At 56.9% G+C, this 25,564-nt stretch carries 19 protein-coding genes; 11 read left to right on the top strand and 8 right to left on the bottom strand.

Annotated elements, in window-relative coordinates; all coding sequences use genetic code 11:
* Positions 1-83: 83 nt before the first annotated feature.
* Positions 84-3,401 (top strand): isoleucine--tRNA ligase, encoded by a 3,318-nt coding sequence (ileS, locus tag E1J53_RS00730; RefSeq protein WP_134270062.1) that lies wholly within the window; start codon positions 84-86, stop codon positions 3,399-3,401.
* 36 nt (positions 3,402-3,437) lie between these two features.
* A complete protein-coding gene (locus E1J53_RS00735; RefSeq protein WP_134270063.1) occupies positions 3,438-3,902 on the top strand; it encodes a flavodoxin family protein in 465 nt (154 codons plus the stop codon).
* Between the two features lie 2 nt (positions 3,903-3,904).
* Here the strand turns inward: E1J53_RS00735 and E1J53_RS00740 are convergent, their stop codons facing one another.
* Positions 3,905-4,414: a DUF6155 family protein gene (locus tag E1J53_RS00740; protein WP_134270064.1), complete on the bottom strand. Its 510-nt coding sequence runs from the start codon at positions 4,412-4,414 to the stop codon at positions 3,905-3,907.
* A gap of 45 nt (positions 4,415-4,459) precedes the next feature.
* On the bottom strand, positions 4,460-5,041 hold the full coding sequence (locus E1J53_RS00745; protein WP_134270065.1) for a zinc-ribbon domain containing protein: 582 nt from the start codon (positions 5,039-5,041) through the stop codon (positions 4,460-4,462).
* Between the two features lie 509 nt (positions 5,042-5,550).
* On the opposite strand from E1J53_RS00745, the gene E1J53_RS00750 reads away from it, so the two are divergent.
* The 3 genes from E1J53_RS00750 to E1J53_RS00760 all read left to right on the top strand — a co-directional run bounded on the left by E1J53_RS00750 (position 5,551) and on the right by E1J53_RS00760 (position 7,433).
* A complete protein-coding gene (locus E1J53_RS00750; protein ID WP_134270066.1) occupies positions 5,551-6,024 on the top strand; it encodes an RNA polymerase sigma factor in 474 nt (157 codons plus the stop codon).
* Between the two features lie 4 nt (positions 6,025-6,028).
* The gene (locus E1J53_RS00755; protein WP_134270067.1) at positions 6,029-6,580 is read left to right on the top strand and encodes a hypothetical protein; all 552 of its coding nucleotides are present in this window, start codon (positions 6,029-6,031) and stop codon (positions 6,578-6,580) included.
* Positions 6,581-6,935: 355 nt separating this feature from the next.
* Positions 6,936-7,433, top strand: a complete 498-nt coding sequence (locus E1J53_RS00760; RefSeq protein ID WP_134270068.1) for a hypothetical protein — start codon at positions 6,936-6,938, stop codon at positions 7,431-7,433.
* A gap of 96 nt (positions 7,434-7,529) precedes the next feature.
* On the opposite strand, the gene nadA is transcribed toward E1J53_RS00760, so the two are convergent.
* From nadA to E1J53_RS00780, 4 genes are all read right to left on the bottom strand, one after another.
* Entirely contained in the window at positions 7,530-8,537 is a 1,008-nt protein-coding gene (nadA, locus tag E1J53_RS00765) for a quinolinate synthase NadA (RefSeq protein WP_134270069.1), read from the bottom strand.
* A gap of 188 nt (positions 8,538-8,725) precedes the next feature.
* A complete protein-coding gene (locus E1J53_RS00770; RefSeq protein WP_134270070.1) occupies positions 8,726-10,357 on the bottom strand; it encodes a hypothetical protein in 1,632 nt (543 codons plus the stop codon).
* A 175-nt stretch (positions 10,358-10,532) separates the two neighbouring features.
* Complete coding sequence (locus E1J53_RS00775) at positions 10,533-11,714, bottom strand: acyl-CoA dehydrogenase (protein ID WP_134270071.1); 1,182 nt, start codon at positions 11,712-11,714, stop codon at positions 10,533-10,535.
* Positions 11,715-12,224: 510 nt separating this feature from the next.
* A complete protein-coding gene (locus E1J53_RS00780) occupies positions 12,225-13,037 on the bottom strand; it encodes a hypothetical protein (protein ID WP_134270072.1) in 813 nt (270 codons plus the stop codon).
* Between the two features lie 163 nt (positions 13,038-13,200).
* Between E1J53_RS00780 and E1J53_RS00785 the strand changes: the two genes are divergently transcribed.
* Positions 13,201-13,635 (top strand): GNAT family N-acetyltransferase, encoded by a 435-nt coding sequence (locus tag E1J53_RS00785; protein WP_134270073.1) that lies wholly within the window; start codon positions 13,201-13,203, stop codon positions 13,633-13,635.
* A 3-nt stretch (positions 13,636-13,638) separates the two neighbouring features.
* Here the strand turns inward: E1J53_RS00785 and era are convergent, their stop codons facing one another.
* Positions 13,639-14,535 (bottom strand): GTPase Era, encoded by an 897-nt coding sequence (gene era, locus E1J53_RS00790; RefSeq protein WP_134270074.1) that lies wholly within the window; start codon positions 14,533-14,535, stop codon positions 13,639-13,641.
* A 376-nt stretch (positions 14,536-14,911) separates the two neighbouring features.
* On the opposite strand from era, the gene E1J53_RS00795 reads away from it, so the two are divergent.
* The 5 genes from E1J53_RS00795 (at position 14,912) to E1J53_RS00815 (ending at position 23,792) form a co-directional block, all read left to right on the top strand.
* Positions 14,912-16,165, top strand: a complete 1,254-nt coding sequence (locus E1J53_RS00795; RefSeq protein WP_134270075.1) for a competence/damage-inducible protein A — start codon at positions 14,912-14,914, stop codon at positions 16,163-16,165.
* 106 nt (positions 16,166-16,271) lie between these two features.
* On the top strand, positions 16,272-17,657 hold the full coding sequence (locus E1J53_RS00800) for a dihydrolipoamide acetyltransferase family protein (protein ID WP_134270076.1): 1,386 nt from the start codon (positions 16,272-16,274) through the stop codon (positions 17,655-17,657).
* Positions 17,650-18,942 (top strand): tetratricopeptide repeat protein, encoded by a 1,293-nt coding sequence (locus tag E1J53_RS00805; RefSeq protein ID WP_134270077.1) that lies wholly within the window; start codon positions 17,650-17,652, stop codon positions 18,940-18,942. The genes E1J53_RS00800 and E1J53_RS00805 overlap by 8 nt, the downstream gene beginning before the upstream one ends.
* 360 nt (positions 18,943-19,302) lie before the next feature.
* A complete protein-coding gene (locus tag E1J53_RS00810) occupies positions 19,303-22,107 on the top strand; it encodes a TonB-dependent receptor (protein ID WP_134270078.1) in 2,805 nt (934 codons plus the stop codon).
* Between the two features lie 44 nt (positions 22,108-22,151).
* Complete coding sequence (locus E1J53_RS00815) at positions 22,152-23,792, top strand: T9SS type A sorting domain-containing protein (RefSeq protein WP_134270079.1); 1,641 nt, start codon at positions 22,152-22,154, stop codon at positions 23,790-23,792.
* A gap of 657 nt (positions 23,793-24,449) precedes the next feature.
* Here the strand turns inward: E1J53_RS00815 and E1J53_RS00820 are convergent.
* Positions 24,450-25,502 carry a hypothetical protein gene (locus tag E1J53_RS00820; protein WP_134270080.1) on the bottom strand — a complete coding sequence of 351 codons (1,053 nt, stop codon included), beginning with the start codon at positions 25,500-25,502 and terminating at the stop codon, positions 24,450-24,452.
* Positions 25,503-25,564: the final 62 nt, after the last annotated feature.

The following is a 25,564-nucleotide window of genomic DNA, read 5'->3' on the forward strand; positions in this document are numbered from 1 at the left end:
TTTTTTTATGCCATGAACTAAAGTCTCGTAACTACTAGGCATTCCTGCCTGACCTCCGTAATTTCGCACCCCAATCTCAGCTTATGTACCAGGAGTATAAAAAATTAGACCTTCCAGCCATCGACCGGGACATCCTGGACTTTTGGGAAAGGGAAAAGATTTTTGATCGCAGCATCGAGGAGCGCGATCAGGAAAACTCCTTTGTGTTCTACGAAGGTCCGCCCTCCGCAAACGGTAAGCCGGGCATCCATCACGTCATGGCCCGTACGATCAAGGATATGTTCTGCCGCTTCCAAACCCTCAACGGAAAGCGGGTCGAACGCAAGGGAGGCTGGGACACTCACGGCCTGCCGATCGAGTTGAGCGTAGAAAAGGAACTGGGCATCACCAAGGAGGATATCGGTACCAAAATCTCCGTCGATGACTACAACCGCGCCTGCCGGGAGACGGTCATGCGATACAAGGATATCTGGGATGATATCACCAGGAAAATGGGCTACTGGGTAGACCTGGACAATCCCTACATCACCTACGAGAACGACTACATCGAATCCGTATGGTGGCTGCTCAAGCAGATCTACGACAAGAACCTGCTGTACAAGGGCTACACCATCCAGCCCTACTCTCCGGCGGCCGGAACTGGGCTCAGCTCCCACGAGCTGAATATGCCCGGGGCCTACCAGGAGGTAAGCGACACCACGGTGGTGGCCATGTTCGACACCGATAAAAATGACGCCAGCCAGTGGCTCTACACTCTCCCGGTAGCCCCTCCACCCGCTGAGAACGAAGCGGAAGAAGGTATGGGTGCCATTATGGGGTCCGCCGATAGCGAGAAAGTATACATCCTGGCCTGGACGACCACCCCCTGGACGTTGCCCAGTAACACGGCACTTACGGTGGGACCAAAGATCGATTACGTCAAGGTTCGCACCACCAACGCGTATTCGGGAGAATCCGTGGACGTCGTACTGGCGGAAGCCCTGGTCGGCAAGTGGTTTGGTGCCAAGAATCAACCTAAGGTGGAGGCCATCAGTGCGCCCTTCAAGGGCGATCAGCTGGTTGGCATCCGCTACCAACAGCTGCTTCCCGGCCAGCAACCCGACGACGGGGATGCCTTCCGCGTCATCCCCGGTCATTTCGTGACCACGGAAGATGGCACGGGGATCGTGCATACCGCCCCCAGTTTTGGTGCGGACGATATGATGGTGGGCAAGGCCAACGGCATCGGCTCCCTTACCCTGGTGGATAAGACCGGGAAATTTACGGAAGGCGCCGGCCCCTTCGCCGGCCGGTACGTGAAGAACTACAAGGACGACCCCGATTACGTAGACGTCAACGTAGACATCGCCGTCCACCTCAAGAAGGCCGGTCTGGCCTTCAACGTGGCTAAGTACGTCCACAACTACCCACACTGTTGGCGGACGGACAAACCTGTCCTGTATTACCCTCTGGACAGCTGGTTCATTAAGGCCAGTGCGGTCAAGGAGAGGATGAGCGAACTGAACAAAACCATCAACTGGAAGCCCGCCGCCACCGGCGAGGGGCGCTTCGGTAAGTGGCTGGAAAACCTGCAGGACTGGAACCTCAGTCGTTCCCGTTACTGGGGAATCCCCCTGCCCATCTGGCGCAGCGAGGACGGCGAGGAAGAACTGTGCATCGGTTCGGTGGCCGAGCTCACTGCAGCGGTGGAGGCCGCCAACGAGGCCCTGGGCCTCAATCAGTCCGTTCCCGAAGATCTGCACCGCCCCTACATCGATGACGTGGTACTGTTCCAGAACGGTAAGGAACTGAAGCGCGAGCTGGACCTGATCGACGTTTGGTTCGATTCCGGCTCCATGCCCTACGCTCAGTGGCATTACCCCTTCGAGAATAAGGATAAATTTGACCGGGTTTTCCCCGCGGACTTTATCGCCGAAGGGGTAGACCAGACGCGGGGCTGGTTCTATACCCTCCACGCCATCGCCACGATGGTCTTCGATTCCGTAGCCTACAAGAACGTGGTGTCGAACGGGTTGGTACTGGCCAAGAGTGGGGTCAAAATGTCCAAACGCCTGGGCAACGCCGTAGACCCCTTCGAGACGATTGGGAAATACGGTGCGGACGCCACCCGTTGGTACATGATCAGCAACAGCGACCCCTGGGAAAACCTCAAGTTTGATATTGACGGGGTGGACGAGGTGCGTCGGAAATTCTTCGGCACCCTTTACAACACCTACGGATTCTACGCCCTGTACGCCAATATCGACGGCTATCGCCCCAGCGAGGACGCGCCCGTAGCGCACAAGGACCTGGCCGAAATCGACCGCTGGATCATCTCTCGCCTGAATTCGCTGACCGCGGAGGTGCACGCCTACTTCGCGGACTACGATGCCACCCCGGCCTGTCGGGCCATCGAGTCCTTCGTGAACGACGAACTCTCCAACTGGTACGTGCGGCAGAGCCGTCGCCGTTTCTGGCGGGGTGAAATGACCCTCGACAAGCGGGCGGCCTACCAAACGCTGGATACCTGCCTCAAACGGGTGGCCCAGTTGATGTCTCCCGTGGCCCCCTTCTTCGCCGACTGGCTCTACCGCAATCTGACGAACAATGGCGCGGACGCAGGTGCCGTGGACTCGGTACACCTCTCGCTGCTCGAAGCAGCGGACAAAGCCAGGATCGACGAAGACCTGGAACGCCGGATGGACTACGCCCAACGGATCAGCTCCCTGGTGCTCAGTCTGCGCAAGGGGGAGAAAATCCGGGTGCGTCAGCCCCTTCAGAAAATCCTCGTGCCCGCCCTCGACGAAGAGTTTCAGCGTCGGGTAGCGGCCGTTACGCCCATCATTGTGGGAGAAGTAAACGTGAAGGAAGTGGAATTCCTGACCGATAAGGACTTCCTCAAGAAAACCATCAAGCCCAATTTTCGGGTGCTGGGTAAGCGGCTCGGCAAGCAGATGAAGGCCGTGGCCGGTAAGATCAACCAGATGAGCCAGGAAGACATCAACCAGCTTGATACCTCCGGATCCTTTACCCTGGACGTTGACGGGGAGTCCGTCGTCATCACCCCCGACGAAGTGGACATCCTCACCGAAGACATCCCCGGATGGAAGGTGGCCTCAGACGGTGAAATCACCGTTGCCCTGGACGTAACCGTCACGGATGAGCTGGCCAAGGAAGGACTGGCCCGCGAACTCGTAAACCGAATCCAGAACCTGCGCAAAGAGCAAAACTTTGAGGTGACGGACCGCATCCGGGTGCGCCTGTTCGGGTCACCGGCCGTTGAAGAATCCGCTAACGCTTTCCGTGACTACCTGATGCAGGAAGTCCTGGCCGATGCCCTGGTCATGGACGAAAGCATCGAAGGGGAGACCATCGAACTGCCCGGAGAAGAGTCGGTCACGATTGCGGTGAGCAAAGTGTAAGATCGTCTTTTCCTGGATTCAATTTGTTGAAGCCCCATGAAGACCATCATCCTACAGGCCTCCGCTCGCGCGGAGGGGAATACCGCCGAGGTTGTCCGGGCGCTGGCACGGGAAATTGACGCCGAGGTCGTTGACCTGCTCGACTTCCACGTTCTACCCTTCAGTTACGAGCAGGAGTATCCGGCGGAGGATGATTTTCTGCGGCTGATCAATGGTCTATTGCGGTACGATCAGATCGTCTTTGCCAGCCCGGTCTACTGGTACGCGATGAGCGGACCGCTCAAGATTTTCTTCGATCGGCTTTCCGACCTGCTGAAGTCGCAAAAGCCCACCGGCCGCAAACTGCGGGGAAAGCAAATGTCCGTCCTCTCCTGTTCGGACGATGATACGGTAAACGACAGCTTCTACGCCGCCTTCCGCCTGTCGGCGGAATACCTGGGGATGACCTACGGCTTCGAGCGGCACGCCTGGGTGCAGGACGGTGACGTCCACTTTCGGTAACCCTATCCGAAGGTGGATTCCCAGTGGGGGAGTAGGGAGTGGCCGTACAGTCGTTTGGCTTCCTCGTGCTTGATGGCCACCCGGCGGGCCTCCTCCCGAAAGTAGTCGGTCAGCACTTCCTTTTCGGCCAGCCGGCAGGCTTCGGCGTAGCTGGTGACGATGGAAGCATGGAAGGATTCGCTCACCAGCCGGTATGCCGTCAGGTAATCCACCATGATGGATACCCGGTAGAACAGCAGCGTGAGGATGTCCTTCTGGTGGACGGAGATGCGCTCGAACGCCCGGATGATTTTCCGGGATTCACTACGTCCCCGCCGGCCCCGCCCCCGGGCGGGGAAGAAGGCCTTCCGGAGGTCCTTTTTGTATTTCTCCACCAGGCCCGCGGCGTCCACGGCGAGCTCCATCTGATAGTACTCCCGAACGATGGGAAGCTTCCGGTACAGCTGGAGGATTTCCTGCCTTAGTTCCTCCTCTTCCAGGTGCTCCAGGTATTTGATGAGTTCTCGCTTCATATCAGCTTCCTAACCCCGGACCCTACGTTCAGGTTTTCTTCCCACTCAATTACGGGGGAGCCGGGAAGTGTAGTAGGCCACCCGCTCGGGTTTCTCCATCAGGGTGTAAATTTCAATTACCCGGCGTAGGTCGGAGACTGATTGGGGTTCACCATCCGCCAGGAGCTGGGAAAGTTCCGTGTTCAGGCTACGGCCTTCCCTCAAGGTACGACGACAGGGAGCGCACTGCTTCGGATAACTCATCACCACGAAGTTCAGCTCTTCGTACCAGTACCGTTGCTCCTCCTTCCTGAACACGAACTTTTCTCCGCACCGGTCACAGGGTAGGTGGCGATCCGTATACGCCAGGTAGGGCGCGTTGACGTCCATCGGGTTAAAGGTATAACGTTGCTTCCGGGGCCGACCGATGAGGGCATTTCCCGCTTCCAGACAGGCATCACAGGCCCAGCGAATACCGAGAGGGTTGGAGACCAGGGTTCGATACAGGCTGTCTTCACGGGAGTCGCCTTCGTGAGCCAGGAAGATGCCGTCAAAGGGCAACAGGGCCAGCGTCCTCTTCATCTGCGTCCGGGAAATTCCCTGCTTGCAGGAGCTACACACCGGTAGGTGATTTTTTGATTTAGCCATGTGGAATAAGTTGGGTGAGTCGGTATCCGTTCATTCGTCCTAATCAGCCTGCGTTACGAAAGGGCTCTGCACCTGCACCGGCTGAGCCGAGTATTCCGCTACGCTGCACACGCCGTTGCATTGTCATACAATCAGCGATCCCGACGAGCTTAGCGACCATCGAAGGTAGCTGTGAAGCAAAACTTGGGACCGTTGCCAAAGGCTAGTCGCGTAAACCCTCCGGGCCCCGGACATTAAATCGTTTACCCAATGTAAGGGGTGAAAATTTCCTTTTGGGATATTCTGCTTTCGATGGGTGAAGGTCGCTTCATTCGATGATGTCCCCGTGAAACAGACTTTTGATCACCGTGGAACCCCGGTCTGAACGGTAGATTATCCCCCCGATAGCTATCGGGCTAGGCAAGGAGTATGGAGCACCCCATCGCGCAGGAAGTACCCCATTAATCAATAACGATTTTTTTCGTCTGCTGGTGTAAGATTTTGACCGGACCGTCTACTAACGGGATACCATGAAGGAAGAATCAGCATTTCTGGATTTACTCAAATCACACGGAGGCATCATCCACAAAGTGGCGGGTCTGTACTGTGATCACGAAGCGGACCGGGAAGACCTGCGGCAGGAAATCACCTACCAGCTCTGGAAGTCCTTCGGCAGCTTCCGGGGAGAAAGTGCGCCCGGGACCTGGATGTACCGGGTGGCGCTGAACACGGCCCTGACGAGGTTTCGCCGGAGAAGTCCAACGCTCATTTTCCGGGAGCGGCTCCCCGAACCGGGTATTCCTTCGGAGGAAGAGGCTGAGCCGAGTGTGCGGCTGATGGCCGCCATTCGCCAACTTCCCCGGGCAGATCGCGCCCTGATGGCCCTCTACCTTGAAGGTATGCATCACCGGGAAATCGGTGGCATCCTCGGACTGAGCGAAAACAACGTGGGGGTAAAGCTCCACCGCATCAAAAACAAACTCAAAAACCTACTCAATAATTAATCGCATGGACTTTGAAGAGCAGAAAAAATACTGGCAGGAAGCCGGCCCGGAGGAAGAACAACCCTGGATGGACCAGCATCTACGGCGGGTTTGGACCCACCCCTCCCTGCGGCACATTCGCCGCCAGTTGATCGTGGAAACTACCGCCTGGATTTTGTTTCTTTTTCTTTATTACTCCGCACTCGACGGTGACTTGCGGCCCATGGGATGGAATCTTGCCCTGGTCATTGGCCTCATCCTGCTCATCGTCCACGGGCTCATGGGCTACCACCTATCCAGCAAGCCGGTCAGTGATGCCCCCTTGCTGTTGGCGATGAAGGAGCGCCTGAAGGAGCTAACCAACTACAGCTGGGTGTCCGTCCTGCTGCAAACGGGAACCCTGGCGATCCTGATGGGCTTCCTGCTCTCGAATGTTTCGGGTTTATGGGAAAGACCAAAACTGTGGCTGTTTGGTACCATTGTGGTTTGGCTGATCATCGCCTTTGGGGTGCAAGTCTGGATCTGGCGCTCCCGCCTGGGCGAACTACGAAAATCGATCGAAGCGTTGGAACACTAGCGTGGAAATTATTTGTTTTGGCGTATGGATTTCGTACCGGGGTATCGTCCTACATTTCGTGAACGGGACTGGTAAAAGCATTCATCGGAGGCTCAGGTAGCCGACGGGGCGTGAAGCGAGGCGAAAGGCTCGACGTGGGCGGGGGACCGCAGGTGCCGGGCACCTCCCAAATAGCGTGGTGAAACCGGGGCCCGATTAATCATTTTTTGCTAACCGAATAATCATTCCCGTAACGATTTTAATTTTCCGGGCATATATTATTGTCCAAATCGCGGAGCGAGGATCCCTATGCTCCTTCGCGTAACTACCCTAAACTGACGAGAAATCGTCGAAACGTATTCATCAATACTCCATTATGAAAAGATTCATTCGCTTGTTTGCTCTCGTGGCCGTAATCACCTTCTTCGGCCAATCTGAAGTTTTCGCTCAGCCCTTCAAATCCGCCGTTGGTCTCCGTTTGGGATACCCCTGGGCGGCCAGCTACAAAACCTTCGTTTCCGAAACCAATGCCGTAGAAGTTTACGCCAGCTACCGCGGCTTCACGGGTTGGAGCTGGATCGGCCTGAACGGTGCCTACCAGATCCACAATGACCTGGGGTCAACCGAAGGCCTCCAGTGGTACTACGGTGGTGGTGGCGGCATCCAGTTCTGGAACGCCGGAAGCTCGGACGTAAGCGGTACCCTCATTACGGTATCGGGTTATCTCGGGCTGCAGTACACCTTCCAGGACACCCCGATCTCGGTTACCGCCGACTGGGTGCCGACCTTCTTCATCGGGGACGGCTTCGGCGGCTTCGGCGGCTTTGGTGGCGGATACGGTGGACTTGGTGTCCGTTACGTGCTCGGCAACTAAACCCCAGCATCGCAAGAACCTAAAGTTTGATTGCTGAATCAAAAGAGGGGCGGTCCGCTGATGCGGCCGCCCCTCCTGCTTTTGGTCGATGCTGGTTTACAGCCCGGCTTTTGCCGAAATTTCCAGCATACGGTCGATACTTTTTACGCCTTCCTTGATCACCCAGTCGGGTAGGGTGATTTCGGGGAGTTCGTGCTCCATGCAGAGGTAGAGTTTCTCCATGGTGTTACGCTTCATGTGGGGGCACTCATTGCAGGCACAGCTGTTGTTGGGCGGTGCGGGGTAGAATTTTTTGTCCGGACTGGCCTTCTCCATCTGGTGGATGATGCCCGGTTCGGTGGCCACGATGAACTCCTGGTGCTCACTGTCGCGGGTAAACCGTAGCAGGCTGGAGGTAGATCCGATGTGGTCCGCAATGTCCAGGATGTGGGCCTCGCACTCGGGGTGAGCGATGAAGGCCGCTTCGGGATGACGAATCTTCAACTTGGTGATCTTCTCGTGGCTGAAAATCTCGTGCACCATACAGCTGCCGTTCCACAGGACCATGTCCCGACCGGTCTCCTTCACCAGCCAGCGACCAAGATTTACGTCGGGAGCGAAAATGATGGGCTGGTCTTCGGGAATGGAATCAATAATGTGACGGGCATTCGTGCTCGTACAACAGATATCCGTCAGGGTCTTCAGTTCCGCCGAGCAGTTGATGTAGGACACCACCACGTGGTCGGGATACTTTTCCTTGAATTTGCGGAAAACCGGAGCCGGACAACTATCCGCCAGGCTACAACCGGCCTTAAGGTCCGGAAGTAAAACCTTTTTCTGCGGACTCAACATTTTGGCCGTCTCGGCCATAAAGTGCACGCCCGCAAAAACAATGATGTCCGCATCGGTACTGGCCGCCTGCTGGCTTAAGCCAAGGCTGTCTCCGATGTAATCCGCAATGTCCTGAATCTCAGACTCCTGATAGTAATGCGCCAGGATGACGGCATTGCGCTCCTTTTTGAGGCGCTCGATCTCGGCCACCAGATCCAGCGTGGGATCTACGTCAATATCCAGAAAACCATTCCGGTGAAGATTCTTGGTAGCCAGGTTAAGTTCGGCGGACATATGCGGTAAGTTGAGTTGACAAGATAACGTACCAGGGGGGATTATGGTTCTTAGTTTTATTGTTAAACTAAGTGTAAAGTGCAGTTTTCCCCTGTGGACTGACCTTAAGACGTGCGGGAATATCCGTGGTCACGGCCCCGGGGAACTACCCGGCACCTGCGTTTCGCCCTATTGCCTCCCCCAAAGTATTACTGCTGGGTCAAGTCGCGGGTTCGGACCAACCAGTACTTCTCCTGAATCACGGTTTTGATGGAGTCCGGAATCTGCAGCAGCGCGTAATCCCCGGGGCTCCGGCCCTCGGTGCGGCGGGTGAAGTCTTTGGCGTGGGGGTCAAAGGTGCGGCTGTTGCGTTTTTGCAGGGCATCGGGCTGAATGACCAGATAGTCAATCTCGTATTTGTCCACGAAGTCCAGCACCTGGTTGAGGCTATCCCCGGGAGCGGCGTAGGCGGCCGTTAAATCCGCCAGTCGGGGTGTGACGTAGTCATAGTATCGCCGGAAGTAGAGGGCGTGGGCGGATTCATTGCTGATGAGCACCGTGCGGTGGCTGACCATCGGTACGTGGTTCATCAACTGTGGAGGCCCGGCAATCATGGCCGTATCGGGTAGGGCCTGCAGGGCCTCGAACAGCGGCGCGACCTGATCGCCCTTGACGTGTCCGACCTGGGTGGGGTTTTTAAAGTAGTGGCCGTAGGCGAGGATACCGACCGCCAGCAAAATCGACATCCATTTTTTTTTACGCCACCAATACGGGCCAGACAGGGCCACCACGAAACCGATTGCGGCCCAGGGCCGCCAGGGGTAGACGAGGTAGCGGTCCGGGAGGAAGAACATGGGGATGAACTGCTTGGCGATTTCGTAAAGCAGCACCGTTACGACGCCAAAGGTGACCAACCAGCCTCCCAGTCGGCCGAGAACGGAGCGTTGCCACCAACTTACCCCCAGGGCCAGCAGCATGACGAGGTAGGCGAAGTAGTAATCACGCCCCGGCGGAAGAAAGGACCCCAGGAAATAGCGGTAATACCGGATACTGGGTTGGTCCGTCAGGCTCCGAAAATCCACCCGGCCGCCGCTGCGGAATTCCGGCATCGCGGCAATTTCACTGGCCGAGAACATCTCTCCGAACTCCGCCGCGGCGGCAATTTGCCGCGACTGCAACCACGCAATGAATAGGCCGACCAAGCCCCCTGCGAAGGCTGGCCACCACCGGAGCGGTACTTTCCGGGTTTGTACCCATTCGCTGAGCCACCATAGCCCCCCCACTCCCGCGTTGATCAGCAGCGCCGGAGGGTAGAAGAGTGCCGAGAGGACCAGGCAAACGCCCAGGGTACGGGGCCGGTCGCCCCGGAGCAAAAAGTAGGTGAAGCCGAGGAGAAGGGGGACGCAAAAGGACCGCGCCAGAAAACCCACCGTCATGGTCAGGCTAATGTGCGCCACCAGGAAGGCACCCGCCACGGCGAGGACCAGCGGATAGTATCTGCGCAGGATGGCCGTACCGAACCCAACGTTGAGCCCGATGATCAGCAGTACGCCGTAGCGGGAGATGGCTACGGGGTCAAAGAATATGGCCAGAGTGCCCAGCAGGCTCCGGAAGCCCCAGGGCTGAATGATGGCCGAACTCCGGGCCAGGAAATCATCGGCCCAGGGTATGTCGTAATGAACGGTGACCAGCCAGAGGTAGTGCTGCACAACGTCATCGTTGAACCGATAGGGGTGAGCCAGTACCTGCTGGTAGTAATAGAGGAAATAGGCTACGCAGAGCAAAGCAAGCAGGGGCCAAAGCCAGGGCGATGGGGTAGAGTGCGGATTGCGGGGCTTCATCTGCCGCCAAAATAGCCATTACCGAATGGATTCATCAGCGGTAAAGTCGCCTTAACTTCTTCGGGGCAAGCTACGTTCATTGTGGTCCGGATTGGAGAGGCATGCCCGTCAATGAAAAGGCCCTTACCGCGCAGTATTGCGGTAAGGGCCTTCCGGGTTCCGGGATAGTGGGTGGTTAAGCCATTTCCGCGGTCCCTTCGGTGGGCACGTACAGGTTTCCCTTCAGCACGTCACGACTGATCACGATCTTCTGCACCTCACTGGTGCCTTCGTAAATCTGGGTGATCTTGGCGTCGCGCATGAGGCGCTCCACGTGGTACTCCTTGACGAAACCGTAGCCTCCGTGAATCTGGACGGCCTCCACGGTATGCTTCATCGCCACGGAGCTGGCGTAGAGCTTGGCCATGGCGCCGGCCTGGTTGTAGTCCATTCCGGCATCCTTCAGGGCGGCGGCGCGGTAAACCATCATTTTGGCGGCCTCGATGTCGGTGGCCATGTCGGCCAGCTTGAAGGCGATGGCCTGGTGCTGCGCGATGGGTTTACCGAAGGCCTCCCGCTGCTTGGCGTAGTCTACGGAAAGCTCAAAGGCTCCGCCCGCAATGCCGAGCGCCTGGGCGGCGATACCGATACGGCCCCCGGCGAGGGTTTTCATGGCAAACTTGAAGCCAAAACCATCGTCGCCGATGCGGTTTTCCTTGGGCACCTTCACGTCGGAGTACATGATGGTATGCGTATCCGAACTGCGGATACCGAGTTTATCTTCTTTGGCGCCGATTTTCACGCCCTCCTGGTCCGTTTCCACGATCAGGCAGTTGATGCCCCGGTGACCGGCTTCGGGGTTCGTCTGGGCCATCACCAGGTGGACCTTGCTGGTGCCACCGTTGGTGATCCAGTTCTTGGTGCCGTTGAGGAGGTAGTGATCTCCCATGTCTACGGCGGTGGTCCGCTGGCTCGTAGCGTCGGAACCCGCTTCGGGTTCACTCAGGCAGAAGGCTCCGATCCATTCTCCGGAGGCCAGTTTAGGCAGGTATTTCTGCTTCTGGGCTTCCGTGCCGTAGTGCTCAATTCCCCAGCAAACGAGGCTGTTGTTGACGGACATGATCACCGAGCAACTGTTGTCTACCTTACTGATTTCTTCCAGGGCCAGGACGTAGCTGAGGCTGTCCATGCCACCGCCACCGTATTCGGGGCTCACCATCATACCCATGAAGCCGAGTTCAGCCATCTGCCGTACCTCATCGGTGGGGTAAATCATCTTGGAATCACGCTCAATTACCCCCGGCTTGAGGACGCGCTGAGCAAAATCACGGGCCGCTTCGCGGACGGCCAACTGTTCTTCGGTTAAGGTAAATTGCATGGTCGGGCTATTTGCGGGCAAAGGTAGCGAATTTTCGCTTCATGAATTGTGGGCGTTACGTCAAAGAATGATCGAGTTAGGATTCAAGAGTTAGGATTCAAGAGTTAGGATTCAGGAGTTAGGTTTTAGGAGTAAGGTTTTAGGATTTAGGAAAAGGCTTAGGCTAAGGAGGGGAAAGTTGAGAAGGAAGATAGAAGAAGGAAGTGCCCTGGTCCAAACGGTGGACGTAGGACCAAAAATCAAGCCTTCGCCCGAACAGTGGATTCAGCACTCAAGATCATATCCCTCGTACAAACATTGGATTAGCGCCTGACATCAAGTTTTCCTTGCTCACTGTTCGGACGTCGTCCTCCTTGCCTACGGCTGCGCAGAACAGACTTCCGACCAGGGGGGAGAAATTAGGGTTTAGGCTTGAGGATTTAGGATCCAGAAAATAATTTCTGGCAACCGGCAACCGGCAACCAGCAACCAGCAACCAGCAACCAGCAACCAGCAACTAGCAACCAGCACCTACATCCCCTTCATCCGTTCGGCAAATTCCGGCATCGGAATGCTTTCCACCAGTTTTCCGCCCAGACTGGCCCCGGGTCGAAGGATGCGCCGGTATTCCACCAGGCCTAGTCCGCGGGCATAAATTTCGTAGCCGGAAAAGGTAGGGCTGATGTCTCCTTCTTCGGGGTCCCGCAGGCTGACCTCTCCTTCGAGGTTGAAGCGGATGGCCGGGTAACTTTCACCCATTACCGTAACCGTGGTATCCCCCGCGAAGTATCGGTTGAGGGTGACGTAGTTGACGACCTCCGGTTGATCCGGTGCCACGAAGCGAATTCGGTATCCGTAGGCTTCGGACGTGGCCTCGTCGACGTAAAAGGGGAACGTCCGGTCATGGATTAGTTCGGTCGGAATGGGCGCGGAAATGCCCGCGCTGTCGGTCGTGAACAGGGTGAGCTCCCGCAGCTCCACGGCGTCATTGGTGATTTCTTCCCGGCCCTGTTGCTGGGGAGAAAGATCGGGACCGTAGCGGGTGACGCTCAGGTACAGCGCCGTATCGACGTCCACTCCCAGGTAGTAGGTGTATTCCATGTCCGGTCCGGGCAGGGTCCCGGTGTTCTCGTAGGCGTATACGCGTCCGTCTTCGAGTGGCCGGACGGGAAAGTAAAAGTCCCGAACGTCACGCGGGCCTTCGCAACCCATCAGCAGCACCATCAGCCCGCAGAGGATGAGGTAAAGACCTGGTGCCCGGTGAAGGAAGGGGGAAGTGCCTAGTTTTGGCGCAGGGCAGGTTTTGGCGATGGTCACGAATTTCGCCAGGTGCGTCGGGAGCATCAATTTTGTGTGGCGTGCGACGGAGCGTGGAGTGAAGCGGAATACTCGGCTCAGCCGGTGCAGGATGCAGGAGATCATTCTCAAGAGCAAGCAGTTGTGGTTTTTCCTTACAACACGGAATCTCTTCCTTTGATTATTTGGGCAGAATAAAAAAGTGGTCACGATGCTGCACTTCAGAAAATTTGCGAAAGAAGACTTTTCCTGGTACGCCTCCTGGTTCCGGGATGAGGAGATGGCGACCTTCCTGGGGGAGGTAGATCAGGAGTGGCTGGCGTCGGTCCTCTCCGGGGAGGAAGGGATGGAGCTGGTGGTCATGCAGGACGGGATCGTCGTAGGCGAAGTGGGGATTGTATACGCCACCGCCGATCATCCGTATCATGTGATCAGTAACGTTGCGGTAAATCCGGCTAACCGAAATAAGGGGATTGGACTTCAGCTGCTTCGTGAAATCGTGCTCCTCCCCGAATTGGGAGGGAAGGAGATCAGGGCCTACCTATCCAAAAATAACGGTTCCGCGATCCGTGTTTTCCGGCGGGCGGGATGGAAAGATGGTACCGAAGAAGGGGGAATGCTGACTTTTTGCTGGACCGGGGAATAAAAACTACCGTTCGTAGCCGAAGCGCTTGAGCTGCTGCTCGTCATCGCGCCAGTCTTCCCGGATTTTCACGTGCAACTCCAGAAAGACTTTTCGTTGGAGGAAGTCCTCCATACGCTTACGAGCGGCCGTACCCAGCGCCTTGATGGCGCTGCCCCCCTTACCGATGATGATCGGTTTCTGGCTTTTCCGTGATACGTATATCAGGGCGGTGATCCGCGCCAGTGGCTCGCCGTCTTTGGTTTCCACATCCTTGAAGCTCTCAATGTCTACTTCCACCGAGTAGGGAATTTCCTGATGGTATTGCTCAAGAATTTGCTCCCGAATGATCTCGGTGACGAAAAAACGCTCGGTACGGTCCGTAAGCTGTTCCTCGGGGAAATACTTTGGCCCTTCCGGCAGAGAATCGATGATGGTTGCCCTCAGTTCGTCCACCCCCTCGCCGTTCAGGGCAGAGATTCGCAGCACCTTTTCGGGTTTGATCCACTGCTGGAATTGTCGCTCCATCTCGTCGAGCTGTTCGGCGGATACGGTGTCGATCTTGTTAAAGACCAAAAACAGGGGTGCTTTGAAGTGCCGCAATTTCCCCACCAGCAGGTCGTCCTCCCCGTAGGTTTCCTGAGGGTCGATGAGGTAAATCATCAGGTCCGCATCCTCGAAGGTGGAGTTGACGTAGCGGTTCATCATCTCCTGCATCTTGTAGCGGGGATCCTCAATGATGCCCGGGGTGTCGGAGAACACAACCTGGAAGTCTTCCCCCGTCAGGATGCCGAAAATCCGGTGACGGGTGGTTTGGGGCTTGGCGGTAATGATGCTCATCCGCTCACCCACCAGGGCGTTCATGAGCGTGGACTTGCCGGCGTTGGGCCGACCAATAATGTTGACAAAACCGCTACGGTGCATAGAAATAGTACGGGCTTAGAAAAAGGAAAGGCGGCGGCCGGGGGAAAAGTTGAGACGAGGGGAAGTAAAGGCGGAGGGAAATCAGGTTGTGGGAGGTATTGTCCGATGTACACGAGCACCTAAGGAGAAAGTAACGGGCACCTCGAGGTGTGCCGTTCTGCCGCAGGCGAACGGTTCCCTTGAGGGTGCCGTCGGGAAACCGAAGGGCCAGGGCTAAAGCCAGACCAAAGACTAGGGTTCGGTCAACAAATCTTTTCGGGGCCGCGATCCTGTAAAACCTTAGCCTCCTCAATCAGGTTTACCAGCAACCAGCAACCAGCAACCAGCAACCAGCAACCAGCAACCAGCAACCAGCAACCAGCAACCAGCAACCAGCATGAAAGCCTACATCCTCACCATTGGCGACGAAATCCTGATCGGACAGGTTACGGATACCAACGCTACCTACATGGCTTCCGCACTCAGTGACGAGGGCTTCGACGTTGTGGAGCACCTCTCCGTAGCGGATGAGCGTAAGGCCATTACCGATGGACTTGATCGCGCACTGGCCGCCGCCGCCGTCGTATTGATCACCGGGGGGCTCGGCCCCACGAAGGACGATATCACGAAGAAGGTACTGGCGGATTATTTCGGTTCCACGCTGGCCTTTCACGCGGAAACCTGGGAACGCCTCAGCAAGCTATACCGGAAGTTTGGCCGGGAGCCACAGGAGAGCCACCGCGTGCAGTGCATGTTGCCCGAAACGGCGACCATTCTGACCAATAAGTTCGGCACTGCCCCCGGAATGTGGTTTGAGCGGGAAGGGAAAATCGTGGTCTCCATGCCCGGAGTTCCCTACGAAATGCGGAACCTGGTGGACGACGAGGTCATGCCCCGGTTGAAGAATCTGGACACCGGGACTACCCGCCTGCGGTCGCTGACCATTCTGACCGCTGGAGAAGGAGAGAGTGCCATTGCGGTAAGAATTGAAGCGGTGGAAGCTGCGCTGCCCGAGCATATGTCAATTGCCTATTTGCCCAATCTCGGAACCGTTCGCCTCCGGCTCAGTACCCGGGGCACGGACGAAGAGGTCATGGCCCGCGAACTGCAGTACTTTCACGATAAGCTGAAAGCCCTCATCGGGGAACTGATTTTCGGCTACGGTAAGCAGGACATCGCCGCTTCGGTTGGGGAGCGCTTACGGCAGCGGGAGCAAACCGTCGTGACCGCCGAAAGCTGCACTGGTGGCACCATTGCCAAATTTTTTACCGCTAATGCCGGCAGTAGTGCCTACTTCCAGGGTGGGGTAGTGGCCTACTCCAACCAGCTCAAACAAAGTCTGCTCGGGGTGCCGGAACAAACCCTCATTGACCACGGAGCAGTGAGCGAAGCGACGGTGGTGGCCATGGCCACGGGCGCTCGCGCACGCCTGGGGGCGGATTACGCCATCGCGACCTCCGGGATCGCGGGCCCCGGGGGCGGCACGAAAGAAAAACCCGTGGGGACGATCTGGATTGCCATTGCGGGGCCCGAGGGAACCACGGCCCGTTTGCTACGTGCGGGAAAGGATCGGCAACAGAACATTACCTACACGGCCCTCCAGGCCCTGAACGAACTGCGACGGGTACTTGATGGCATCCCGGTGACCTAATAATTTACGGAGCCTTTATCCATCTGCCGCGTAAAGCGTAATTTTGCGGCACCCAACCAAATTAGGCCTAACCAGCCCCGAGTAACCAAGTTAAAGCACAAGCATTATGGCTCAAGTGGAGCTCATCATGCCCAAAATGGGCGAAAGTATCATCGAAGCGACCATCCTCAACTGGGTGAAGCAAGTTGGTGATACCGTTGAAGTAGACGATACGGTTTTAGAAATCGCTACCGATAAGGTAGACAGTGAAGTTCCCGCTCCGGTAGCCGGAACGATTACCAAGATTCTGCACGAAGTTGACGCCACCGTAGCCATTGGCGAGGTCATTGCCATCATCGAGACGGAGGCCGGAGCCGAAGTCTCGGCCAGCCCCGCCGTAAAAAAGGATAGCCCGGAACCCGCGGCCAAGACCGCCGAAAAACCCGCGTCCGCGGCTCCTTCGGGCACCACCGGGCACCCGCCTGCGGCCAAACCCTCAGCCTCCCCCGCTCCGGCCAAGCCCGCCACCGCCACGGCGGGCGCCATCAGTAAGGAAAGCAACGGACGCTTCTACAGCCCACTGGTGCGCCAGATGGCCGCCAAGGAAGGCATTTCCCAGGCCGAACTGGACCAGATTCCCGGAACGGGCAAAGACGGTCGGGTGAATAAATCCGACATGCAGGCCTACCTGCGCCGCCGGGACAACAGCTTCATCACCGGTAACGGAGCAACCGCAGCGCAGGCCACCACGGCACCGACCAGCAAGCCCCAACCGCAGCCCACCGGAGCCACCTGGACCGGCAACACGGAAATCATCGAGATGGACCGGATGCGGAAGCTGATTGCGGAGCATATGGTCAACTCCAAGCGCACCAGTCCCCACGTGACCAGCTTCATCGAAGTGGACGTCACGGACATCGTCAACTGGCGCAATGGTGTAAAGAAGAAGTTCCAGGAACAGCACGGCGAAAAGATTACGTTTACCCCCATCTTCATCGAAGCGGTGGCCAAGGCCATCAAGGACTTCCCGATGATCAACGTATCCGTGGACGGAGACAAGATCATCAAGAAGCCGAACATCAATGTCGGGATGGCGGCGGCCCTTCCCTCCGGCAACCTCATTGTTCCGGTCATCAAGAACGCCGACCAGCTGAATCTGCTTGGCCTCTCCCGGGCGGTCAATGACCTGGCCGGACGGGCGCGGGCCAACGGCCTCAAGCCCCACGAAATTCAGGACGGTACCTTCACCCTCACCAACGTGGGCACCTTTGGCAACGTCATGGGCACCCCGATCATCAACCAACCCCAGGTGGCGATCCTCGCCGTAGGGGCCATCCGGAAGAAACCCGCCGTGATGGAAACGGAGTACGGAGACCTGATCGCCGTACGGCAGATGATGTACATGAGCCTGAGCTACGATCACCGCGTGGTGGATGGCGCGCTGGGCGGCAGCTTCCTGCGCCGGATAGGGGACTACCTCGAAGCCTTTGACAAAAACCGTTCGGATGTATAAGTACTGGCGCCCACTGGTGATTTTCCTACTGCTGTTGTTGGTCGGGACGCAAGTTCAGGCCCAGCGGAAGGATAAACTGGAACGGGCCCAGCGAGAATTTGCCGCCGGTGATTACGCCGGGGCCATTCGTACCCTCCAGAGCGCCCGGCGCCTGGTGGAAACCGACGCCGACGCCGGCCTCCTGCTGGCGGTAAGCCAGTTTCACGCCAATGATCTGCTGGCCGCCGAACGCGGCCTGCTGGAATTGCTGGAGCGGGAATCCGATGATTTTCCCCTGGTCTGGTTTTATCTGGGCAAGGTCTACCACGCCCAGCACCGCTTTCCCCGGGCCGCTACGGAATTCAAACGTTACCTGCGCAGCCTGAACGCGAACGGCCCGGAGCGACAAACCGTGGTCCAGTTGCTGCGCAACGTGGACAACGGCATCCGCGCGGGTTTCGTCACCGACCAGATGGTGGCCGAAAACCTCGGGCCGGCGGTCAATACCGAACACGATGAATATGGCCCGATTCCCAGTCCGACGGGGAACGGGCGGCTCTACTTCAGCCTCGTCAGCCCCTCCCTGGCCACCGGCCGGGCCGACAGCGACATCATGGTCGCCGGACAACAACAGGGTGCCTGGGCGGCCCCCAGCTCGCTGAATGATCTGCTCAACACGCCCGCCCACGAGCAACTGCTGGACATCAGCGCGGACGGGCAACGACTCTACTACTACCGCGGACAGGACGCCACCGACGGTCGTTACCTGGTGGATACTTTTCGCGTAGCGGGGGCGGACCAGCTGGTCACCCTGGCCGCCAGAGCCCCCATTTCGGCGGCCTTTGGGGACGTGACGCCGTATTTCGGCGCCGCCGATGCCGTGTACTTCGCCAGCCGGCGGCCCGGCGGCTACGGCGGACTGGACCTGTACCGGGCCGAGCGCATGCCCGACGGAAGTTTCGGACCGCCGCAAAACCTGGGGCCTAACGTCAACGGACCCTACGATGAAATTTGCCCCTTCATGGCCCGCGATGGCCGCACCCTGTACTTCAGCACCAACGACCCCGCCCACAGCGTCGGTGGGTTCGACGTTGTACGCAGCTACCGGGTACTGGGAGGGGACGGACGGTTTACCCAGCCGGAAAACGCGGGCATGCCCCTGAACTCGGCGGGCGACGACACCCACTTTCGCCTGGCGCCCGACACCTTTACCGGCTTTTTGTCCAGCGACCGCAAGGACGGATACGGGAAGCGGGATATCTACATTGTGTATTACGTGGAGCCGCGCGAAGAAATGCGCCCCTGATTTGGTCCGAAACCGTCGTAAGCTTGTCCGGGAACTGGCATAATTGCGGGAAATGGCCAATCGATTGCACAATCCAGTTCGCTACTTATTATCTTTCTTATCGCAATGTGAAGATGTTGTTGGGCGGGCGATACTACCCTTGTGGCCTACTGACCAATACTCGGGTGTCCGGGTAAAACCATGATAATAAGCCAAATAGCTCCGGGAAAATCCTGATGATGGCCGGAGGCAGGTGCAGTGTTAAATTGTTTGAACAGGCATATATAATTGTCCTAACAATCCCGCTACAGCGAATTTTCACTAAATTGCAGCCCGCCAGATCACTCTGGCACGCTTTTTCGATCATGTTGTGACAACTATATGAAGCTATCGACCTTTTTCGCTCTACTGCTATGTCTGGTGTTGAGCAATGCCGTTTCGGCGCAGGTGACCCTGCGGGGCACTATTTCGGACGGTGTGACCAATGAAGGCCTCATTGGGGCAAGTGTACTGGCCAAGGGAACCACGACGGGTACCGTGACGGACCTGGACGGAAATTGGGAACTTACCGTGAGCGGCCTCCCGATCATCCTGCAATTCTCCTACATCGGCTACGCCCCTACGGAAGTCGAGGTGAGCAGCGCAGATCAGGACCTCAACGTCAAACTGGGCGGAGACGCCATCACTACCGAAATCGTGGAGGTGAAGGGCCGTCGCATCAGCGAAAAACAGCGGCAGGCTGCCCTGACGGTAGAAACGATGGACGCCATTGCCATCAAGGAAACGCCCGCCGCCAACTTCTACGACGGACTGGGAAGCCTGAAGGACGTTGACCTGACCGCCGCGAGCCTCGGCTTCAAAATTGTCAACACCCGGGGCTTCAACTCCACCAACCCGGTGCGCTCCCTGCAGATCATCGATGGGGTAGACAACCAGAGCCCCGGCCTCAACTTCTCCCTGGGGAACTTTCTGGGGGCTTCCGAACTGGACGTGAACCGGGTGAACCTGGTGGTCGGTGCCAGCTCGGCCTTTTACGGCCCCAACGCTTTTAACGGAGTGATTGCGATGGAAACCAAGGATCCTTTCCTGCAGCAAGGACTAAGTGCCATGGTTAAGGTGGCCGAACGTAATCTATTTGAGGGAGGACTCCGCTGGGCAGATGCCGTGACCAATAAGGAAGGACAAGAATGGTTTGCCTACAAGATCAACCTGGCCGGTTTTCGGGCCGACGACTGGGTGGCGGATAATTTTGACCCGGTATTCGATACCGAAGTCGGTCGTGATAATCCCGGGGGATACGATGCGGTCAACATTTACGGCGACGAAGGTAACAACGCCTTCAACTTTAGCGGTTTCCGTACGCGTCCCGGTCTGGGGATCATCCGCCGGGGAGGCTACCGGGAGGAAGACCTGGTTGATTATGATAGTGAAAACTTCAAAGCCGGTGCGGCATTACATTTCCGCCTCAACCCCGCAAAAACGCTGGAAAGCACGGAGCTTATCGTAGCCAGTAACTACAGCACGGGGACTACCGTATTCCAGGGGGACAACCGCTTCAGCCTACGGGATATTCAATTTTTCCAGCACCGGCTGGAACTGCGTAATCGGGATGACTTCTTCATTCGTGGCTACGTAACCCACGAGGATGCGGGTAACAGCTATGATCCTTACTTCACCGCGATTCGCCTGCAGGAGTTGCACGCTTCGGACGGTGACTGGGCCGGTCGCTATTCCTCCTTCTGGCAGAGCAACATCGTGCCGCGATTCAATAACATCGAGGGATATCCCAACTGCTTTCCCCGAAACTGTACGCTTTTAGAGCAGGATGCTCAACGAAATGAATTTTTTCAGCGTGACGATATCCAGGACCTCTTGGTTGAATACCACGCCGAGGCGCGTGACTTTGCGCGCCAATCGAGCACCTTCACCGACGATTTCTACGAAGTGGGAACGGAGCGCTTCCAGCGTGCTTTTGATAGCATTACCAGCTTAGTGGCCAACGGTGACGAGGGAGGAACGCGGTTTTTTGACCGTAGTGCGCTCTATCACTTACACGGGGAAAAGAAATTTGACAACGTCTGGCAGCCCAACGATGAAAGTCGCCTGGAAGTTACGGTGGGGGCCAACGGCCGGTTGTTCACGCCAAATAGCCGGGGATCAATCCTTCTGGACACCATGGGGCGGAACATCGATACCTGGGAAGTAGGTGCTTACGGTGGAGGTACCCTCCACCTGAACAACCGCTATAAAATCAGCGGTAGCCTGCGGGTTGACCGGAACCAGAACTTCAACACCTTGTTCAGCCCTGCGGCTAGTCTTGTGTTTACTCCCAACCAAAATACTACGGCGAGGGTATCCTTCTCCAGTGCGATTCGCAACCCGACCCTCAATGACCAGTACCTGTTCTACAACGTAGGTCGGGCCATCCTCCTGGGGAACATCGATGGGGTGACTGGCCTCAATACGGTAGAGAGCGTAGAGGCTTTCTCCAACTCGGGCAACCCGGACGATCTCGTTTTCTTTGACGTTGCCCCCATTCAACCCGAACAGGTACGTACCCTGGAGGCGGGCTACCGAACGACCATCGGAGAACGTTTTTACCTGGACGCCACGTACTACTATAGTTTCTACACCAACTTCATCGGCTTCAACATTGGGGTAGACCTCAATTTTGTGAATCAAACCATCACCGGTGGACAGGCCTTCCGCGTAGCGGCCAACGCCACTGATCGGGTGACCACCCAGGGCTTTAGTATTGGTGGAAACTATTACTTCGGAGATTATTTTACCATCAACGGTAACTACAGCTGGAACGTACTGAATACGGCTACCGATGATCCCATCATCCCGGCTTTCAATACGCCCGAGCACAAGTACAATATTGGCATCAGCGGCCGAGATGTTCCCCTGAATGCTTTTAACGGCGGAATTGATGGCATGGGCTTTAGCATCAACTACAAATGGGTGGATAGTTTCTTGTTTGAGGGCTCCCCCCAATTCACGGGTATCGTGGAAGCTTACGGGATGTTGGACGCCCAGATTAACTTCCAGCTGCCCAACCTGAATACGGTGGTAAAACTCGGTGCCTCTAACCTGCTGGATAATCAGGTCTTCCAGGTGTACGGAGGCCCCCGGATCGGTCGCCTGGTTTACCTTTCCGCAACGTATGATTTTAAGCGGCTTTAGCGCCGCTTGCCGTGCTTAATAAAGTTCACTCTTAAACTCGAATTATGTGTAAGTATTACCTTTTTTGTGCCGTGCTGCTGACCACCCTGGTCAGCCAATTGCAGGCACAGACCCGCTACCTTGACCCCATTTTCTCGGAGGTCGGAGAGGCGGTAACCGTCGAATACGCCCAAAACGTGAACATCATCGCGCAGGGGGCCGTAACCCCACTCACCATGGACGTCTATGCACCCGTTGGTGATACGGTTACTCAGCGTCCGGTGGTGGTTATCTGGCATACGGGTAATTTCTTGCCCCAGTATTTCAACGGGAGTGCCTATGGTTCCAAAACGGACTCCGTAAACATTGAGATCATCAATCGTCTCGTGACGCGGGGTTACGTAGCCATTGCCGCCACTTACCGGGCGGGTTGGCAGCCTACGGCTACCGATCAGGCCGTACGGACGGGCTCCCTGCTCCAGGCCGTTTACCGGGCTTCCCAGGATGCTCACGCCCTGGCGCGCTTCCTGCGTAAATCCGTGGCTGAGGAAGATAACCCCTACGGCATTGATCCCGAACGGATCACTTACCTCGGTATTGGTTCCGGTGGCTACGTTGCCCTGGCGCACAATTTCCTTGACAACGTCACCGAAATTGAGCAGAACGCTCAGTTCTATGACCCCATGGGTAACCTCTTGGTGGACACCACCGTTCTTTCCGACCCCGAAGGTTTGCAGCCCGCATCCCAGCACGTGGTGAATCACCCCGGGTACAGCTCTGACGTTGCTTTCACCTTCAACTTAGGTGGCGCCCTCGGTGACACGCTCTGGATGAACGGTATCGGTCAGGAAGCTCCCGTTGCGTCCGTGCACTCCTTTACCGATGCCCTGGCTCCCTTCAACGCGGGAACGGTAGTAGTGCCCACGATTCCCCCCATGCCCGTAGTTGACGTGCAGGGCTCCAATCTGGTGTTGCGCCGGGCCAATGAAACCGGCATCAATGACGTCTTGGAACCCGCCAACGAGGCCACACTGCCCACCATCTTTGATCCACTTTCCAGCGTGCTCAACCAGATCACCGCAGCGCGCTCAGGGGCGCTGGTTACTTCACCCATTCCCACGAATACGCAGGATACCTTCCCCCTCGGGGTCAACAACCTCTGGACGATTGTTCGCCTTCCGCCCAATGCTCCTACCGGAACCACCGGTACGACCACCGGCATTTGGAACTGGACGAACGAAACCATCCTCCGGGGAACGGTTGCGGCCATCAACATGCAGGTTCCCGATGCCGACCTCAGCGCCGATGACATCATTGACAATGAACTGGCCACGAACCCTAACACTTTTGATGCGGCGAAGGCCCGGGAAAATATCGATACCATTATGGCCTACTTCTACCCACGGGCCTGGTACGCCATGGACCTCGATAACCTGGTCAGCACCGAAGACCTGCTAGACGCTCAGTCCGTAGGACTTTCCGTGGTGCCCAACCCCGCTAATGAGTACTTTGAGCTGACCACCGATGAGGCTCACCCCATTCGCCAGATCAGCATCTTTGACATCAACGGCCGTAACGTGGCTACCCTTACGGGAGTCAATCAGAGTCGCTTCCGCGTAGATCGCGGTGATTTACCGCGCGGCACTTACATCGTTCAGATCAGACTGGATGATGGCATGGTTACCCGAAAGATCGTATTGCGCTAAAAACGATCAATAAGCTGTTTATCAGAAAGGCCTCCGTCCGATTCGTCGGGCGGGGGCCTTTTTCATTAGCGCTTAGGGTTTTGGCCCGGCGGGTTTAGGCGACTAGCCTTGGGCAACGGTCCCGAGTTTTGCTTCGCAGCTACCTTCGGTGGTCGTTAAGCTCGTCGGGGTCGCTGATTGTATGACAATGCAACGGCGTGCAGGTGCCAGCCTATTTCCTATGGCAATGAAGTCGGGAAGATGAAAATTTACGAGTTGGGGAAGCCGTCGAGTGAAACGAGCTGCTCCTAGGCGTCGCGGAAGGGTGAAAATGCGGGATCACTCGGCCGGCGAGTCAGTCCACGGCTGCGCCGGGACGCCTCGGCGGACGAGTTTGGGGAGGTCGTCGGCCGAAATGCGAGGTACGAGGGGGGGCGACATAGGGGGGCAGTTCCTGAAAGTTTGGGCCAGCTTCCGTCGCGATCGCCGAGACCTCCGATCAGCAATTCGGGCCTCCGGCCCGGGAAAGACAGCTAGGAGGGCCGGCCTTACTTCTCACTCAGCATTGCCGGTCAGTATCAGCACTCTGGCTACTCACGAGTTTTCCACCTTGGCTAAGCGCTAGGATTCCATTTCATTGCACCTGCGCTCGTCGCCAAAAAAATTTGCTCCTACAACCTAGCGAATTAACTCCTTGGGCGGTGCCAGGAAAATACCAAAACGGAAAAAGGGGCGCCCGCCGGGATTCGTGTCAAGGTCGAGGTCGATGTTGTCGGCGCGGTTGAAGCGGGTGGCTACGGGCAGGTAGTATCCCCCCTGAGCGAAGGCCCAGACCCAGGGCACCAGACTGTGTTCGTATTGCAGTTGGAGACGTACGCCATTGTTCCGTAGGAAGAATTGGTCAAGACCGGGGATTTGTTCCCGGCTGTTCCCGGTATTGATGGCGTAATAACGGCTGTCAAATTGTGCGCCGAGCAGGAAGGCATTCTTCAGGTCACGTCCCCGGTTGTAGCGGATAAATGCCTGCCCCGGCAGGGCCGTCTGGATGCCCCAGCGGTCGTTGAAGGTCTTATTGTACACGAAAAAGGGGATCGCAATGGTGCGGGCCTTGTTAGAGCTGAAGGTCAAGCCGACCGCCCATTCTTCGTCTTCACTGACCTTTTTGCCGAAGGCCGCCGCCGCACTGTAGGTGCGGTAGATGTTGTCAAAATTGATCAGGCCCTGGTAGTCGCCGTTCAGGGACATCCGGAAGCGTGCCGTGGTGTAGAACTTCTCGTTCCAGCTCTTAGAGACGTAAGCCGATAACTTGTTGGCCTTCAACCGGCGTTCATTAAGCAACTGAAAGAGTGTTGGTGATTCAACGTTGTTCTTGAAGGGCGTATTGAAGAAGTACTTTTCCGTATCCCACTCATAGCCCAGCAGCGCCTTAAAGCTTTCCTTATTGACGAGTGGGATCTTGAATTTGAAGGTAAATTGCTCCAGACGGTTTACGCGCTGAACACCACCGGCAACGGAATTCTGCGTATCCCAATCAAACCCGAACTGCGTTTCGCGACGGATCACCACCCCACGGCTCTGGCTCCGATTGCGTACGCCAGGACGGCAGTAGTATGGGCAATCACCGGAGATGGCTTCAATGTTTCCCTGCTCCAGCGTCAGCTGACCAAAAACCGGACTGGTGGTCGGGCCGAACGTTAGGGCCACCAACAGGAGGAGCGGGAGTAGACGCATAATGAGAATTGACGTTTGATTGATAAGGCTTGAAAATTCAGCGACCAGCAGTATCCGTAAGC

The sequence above is a fragment of the Lewinella sp. W8 genome, from assembly GCF_004375085.3.
Lineage (GTDB): Bacteria > Bacteroidota > Bacteroidia > Chitinophagales > Saprospiraceae > Neolewinella.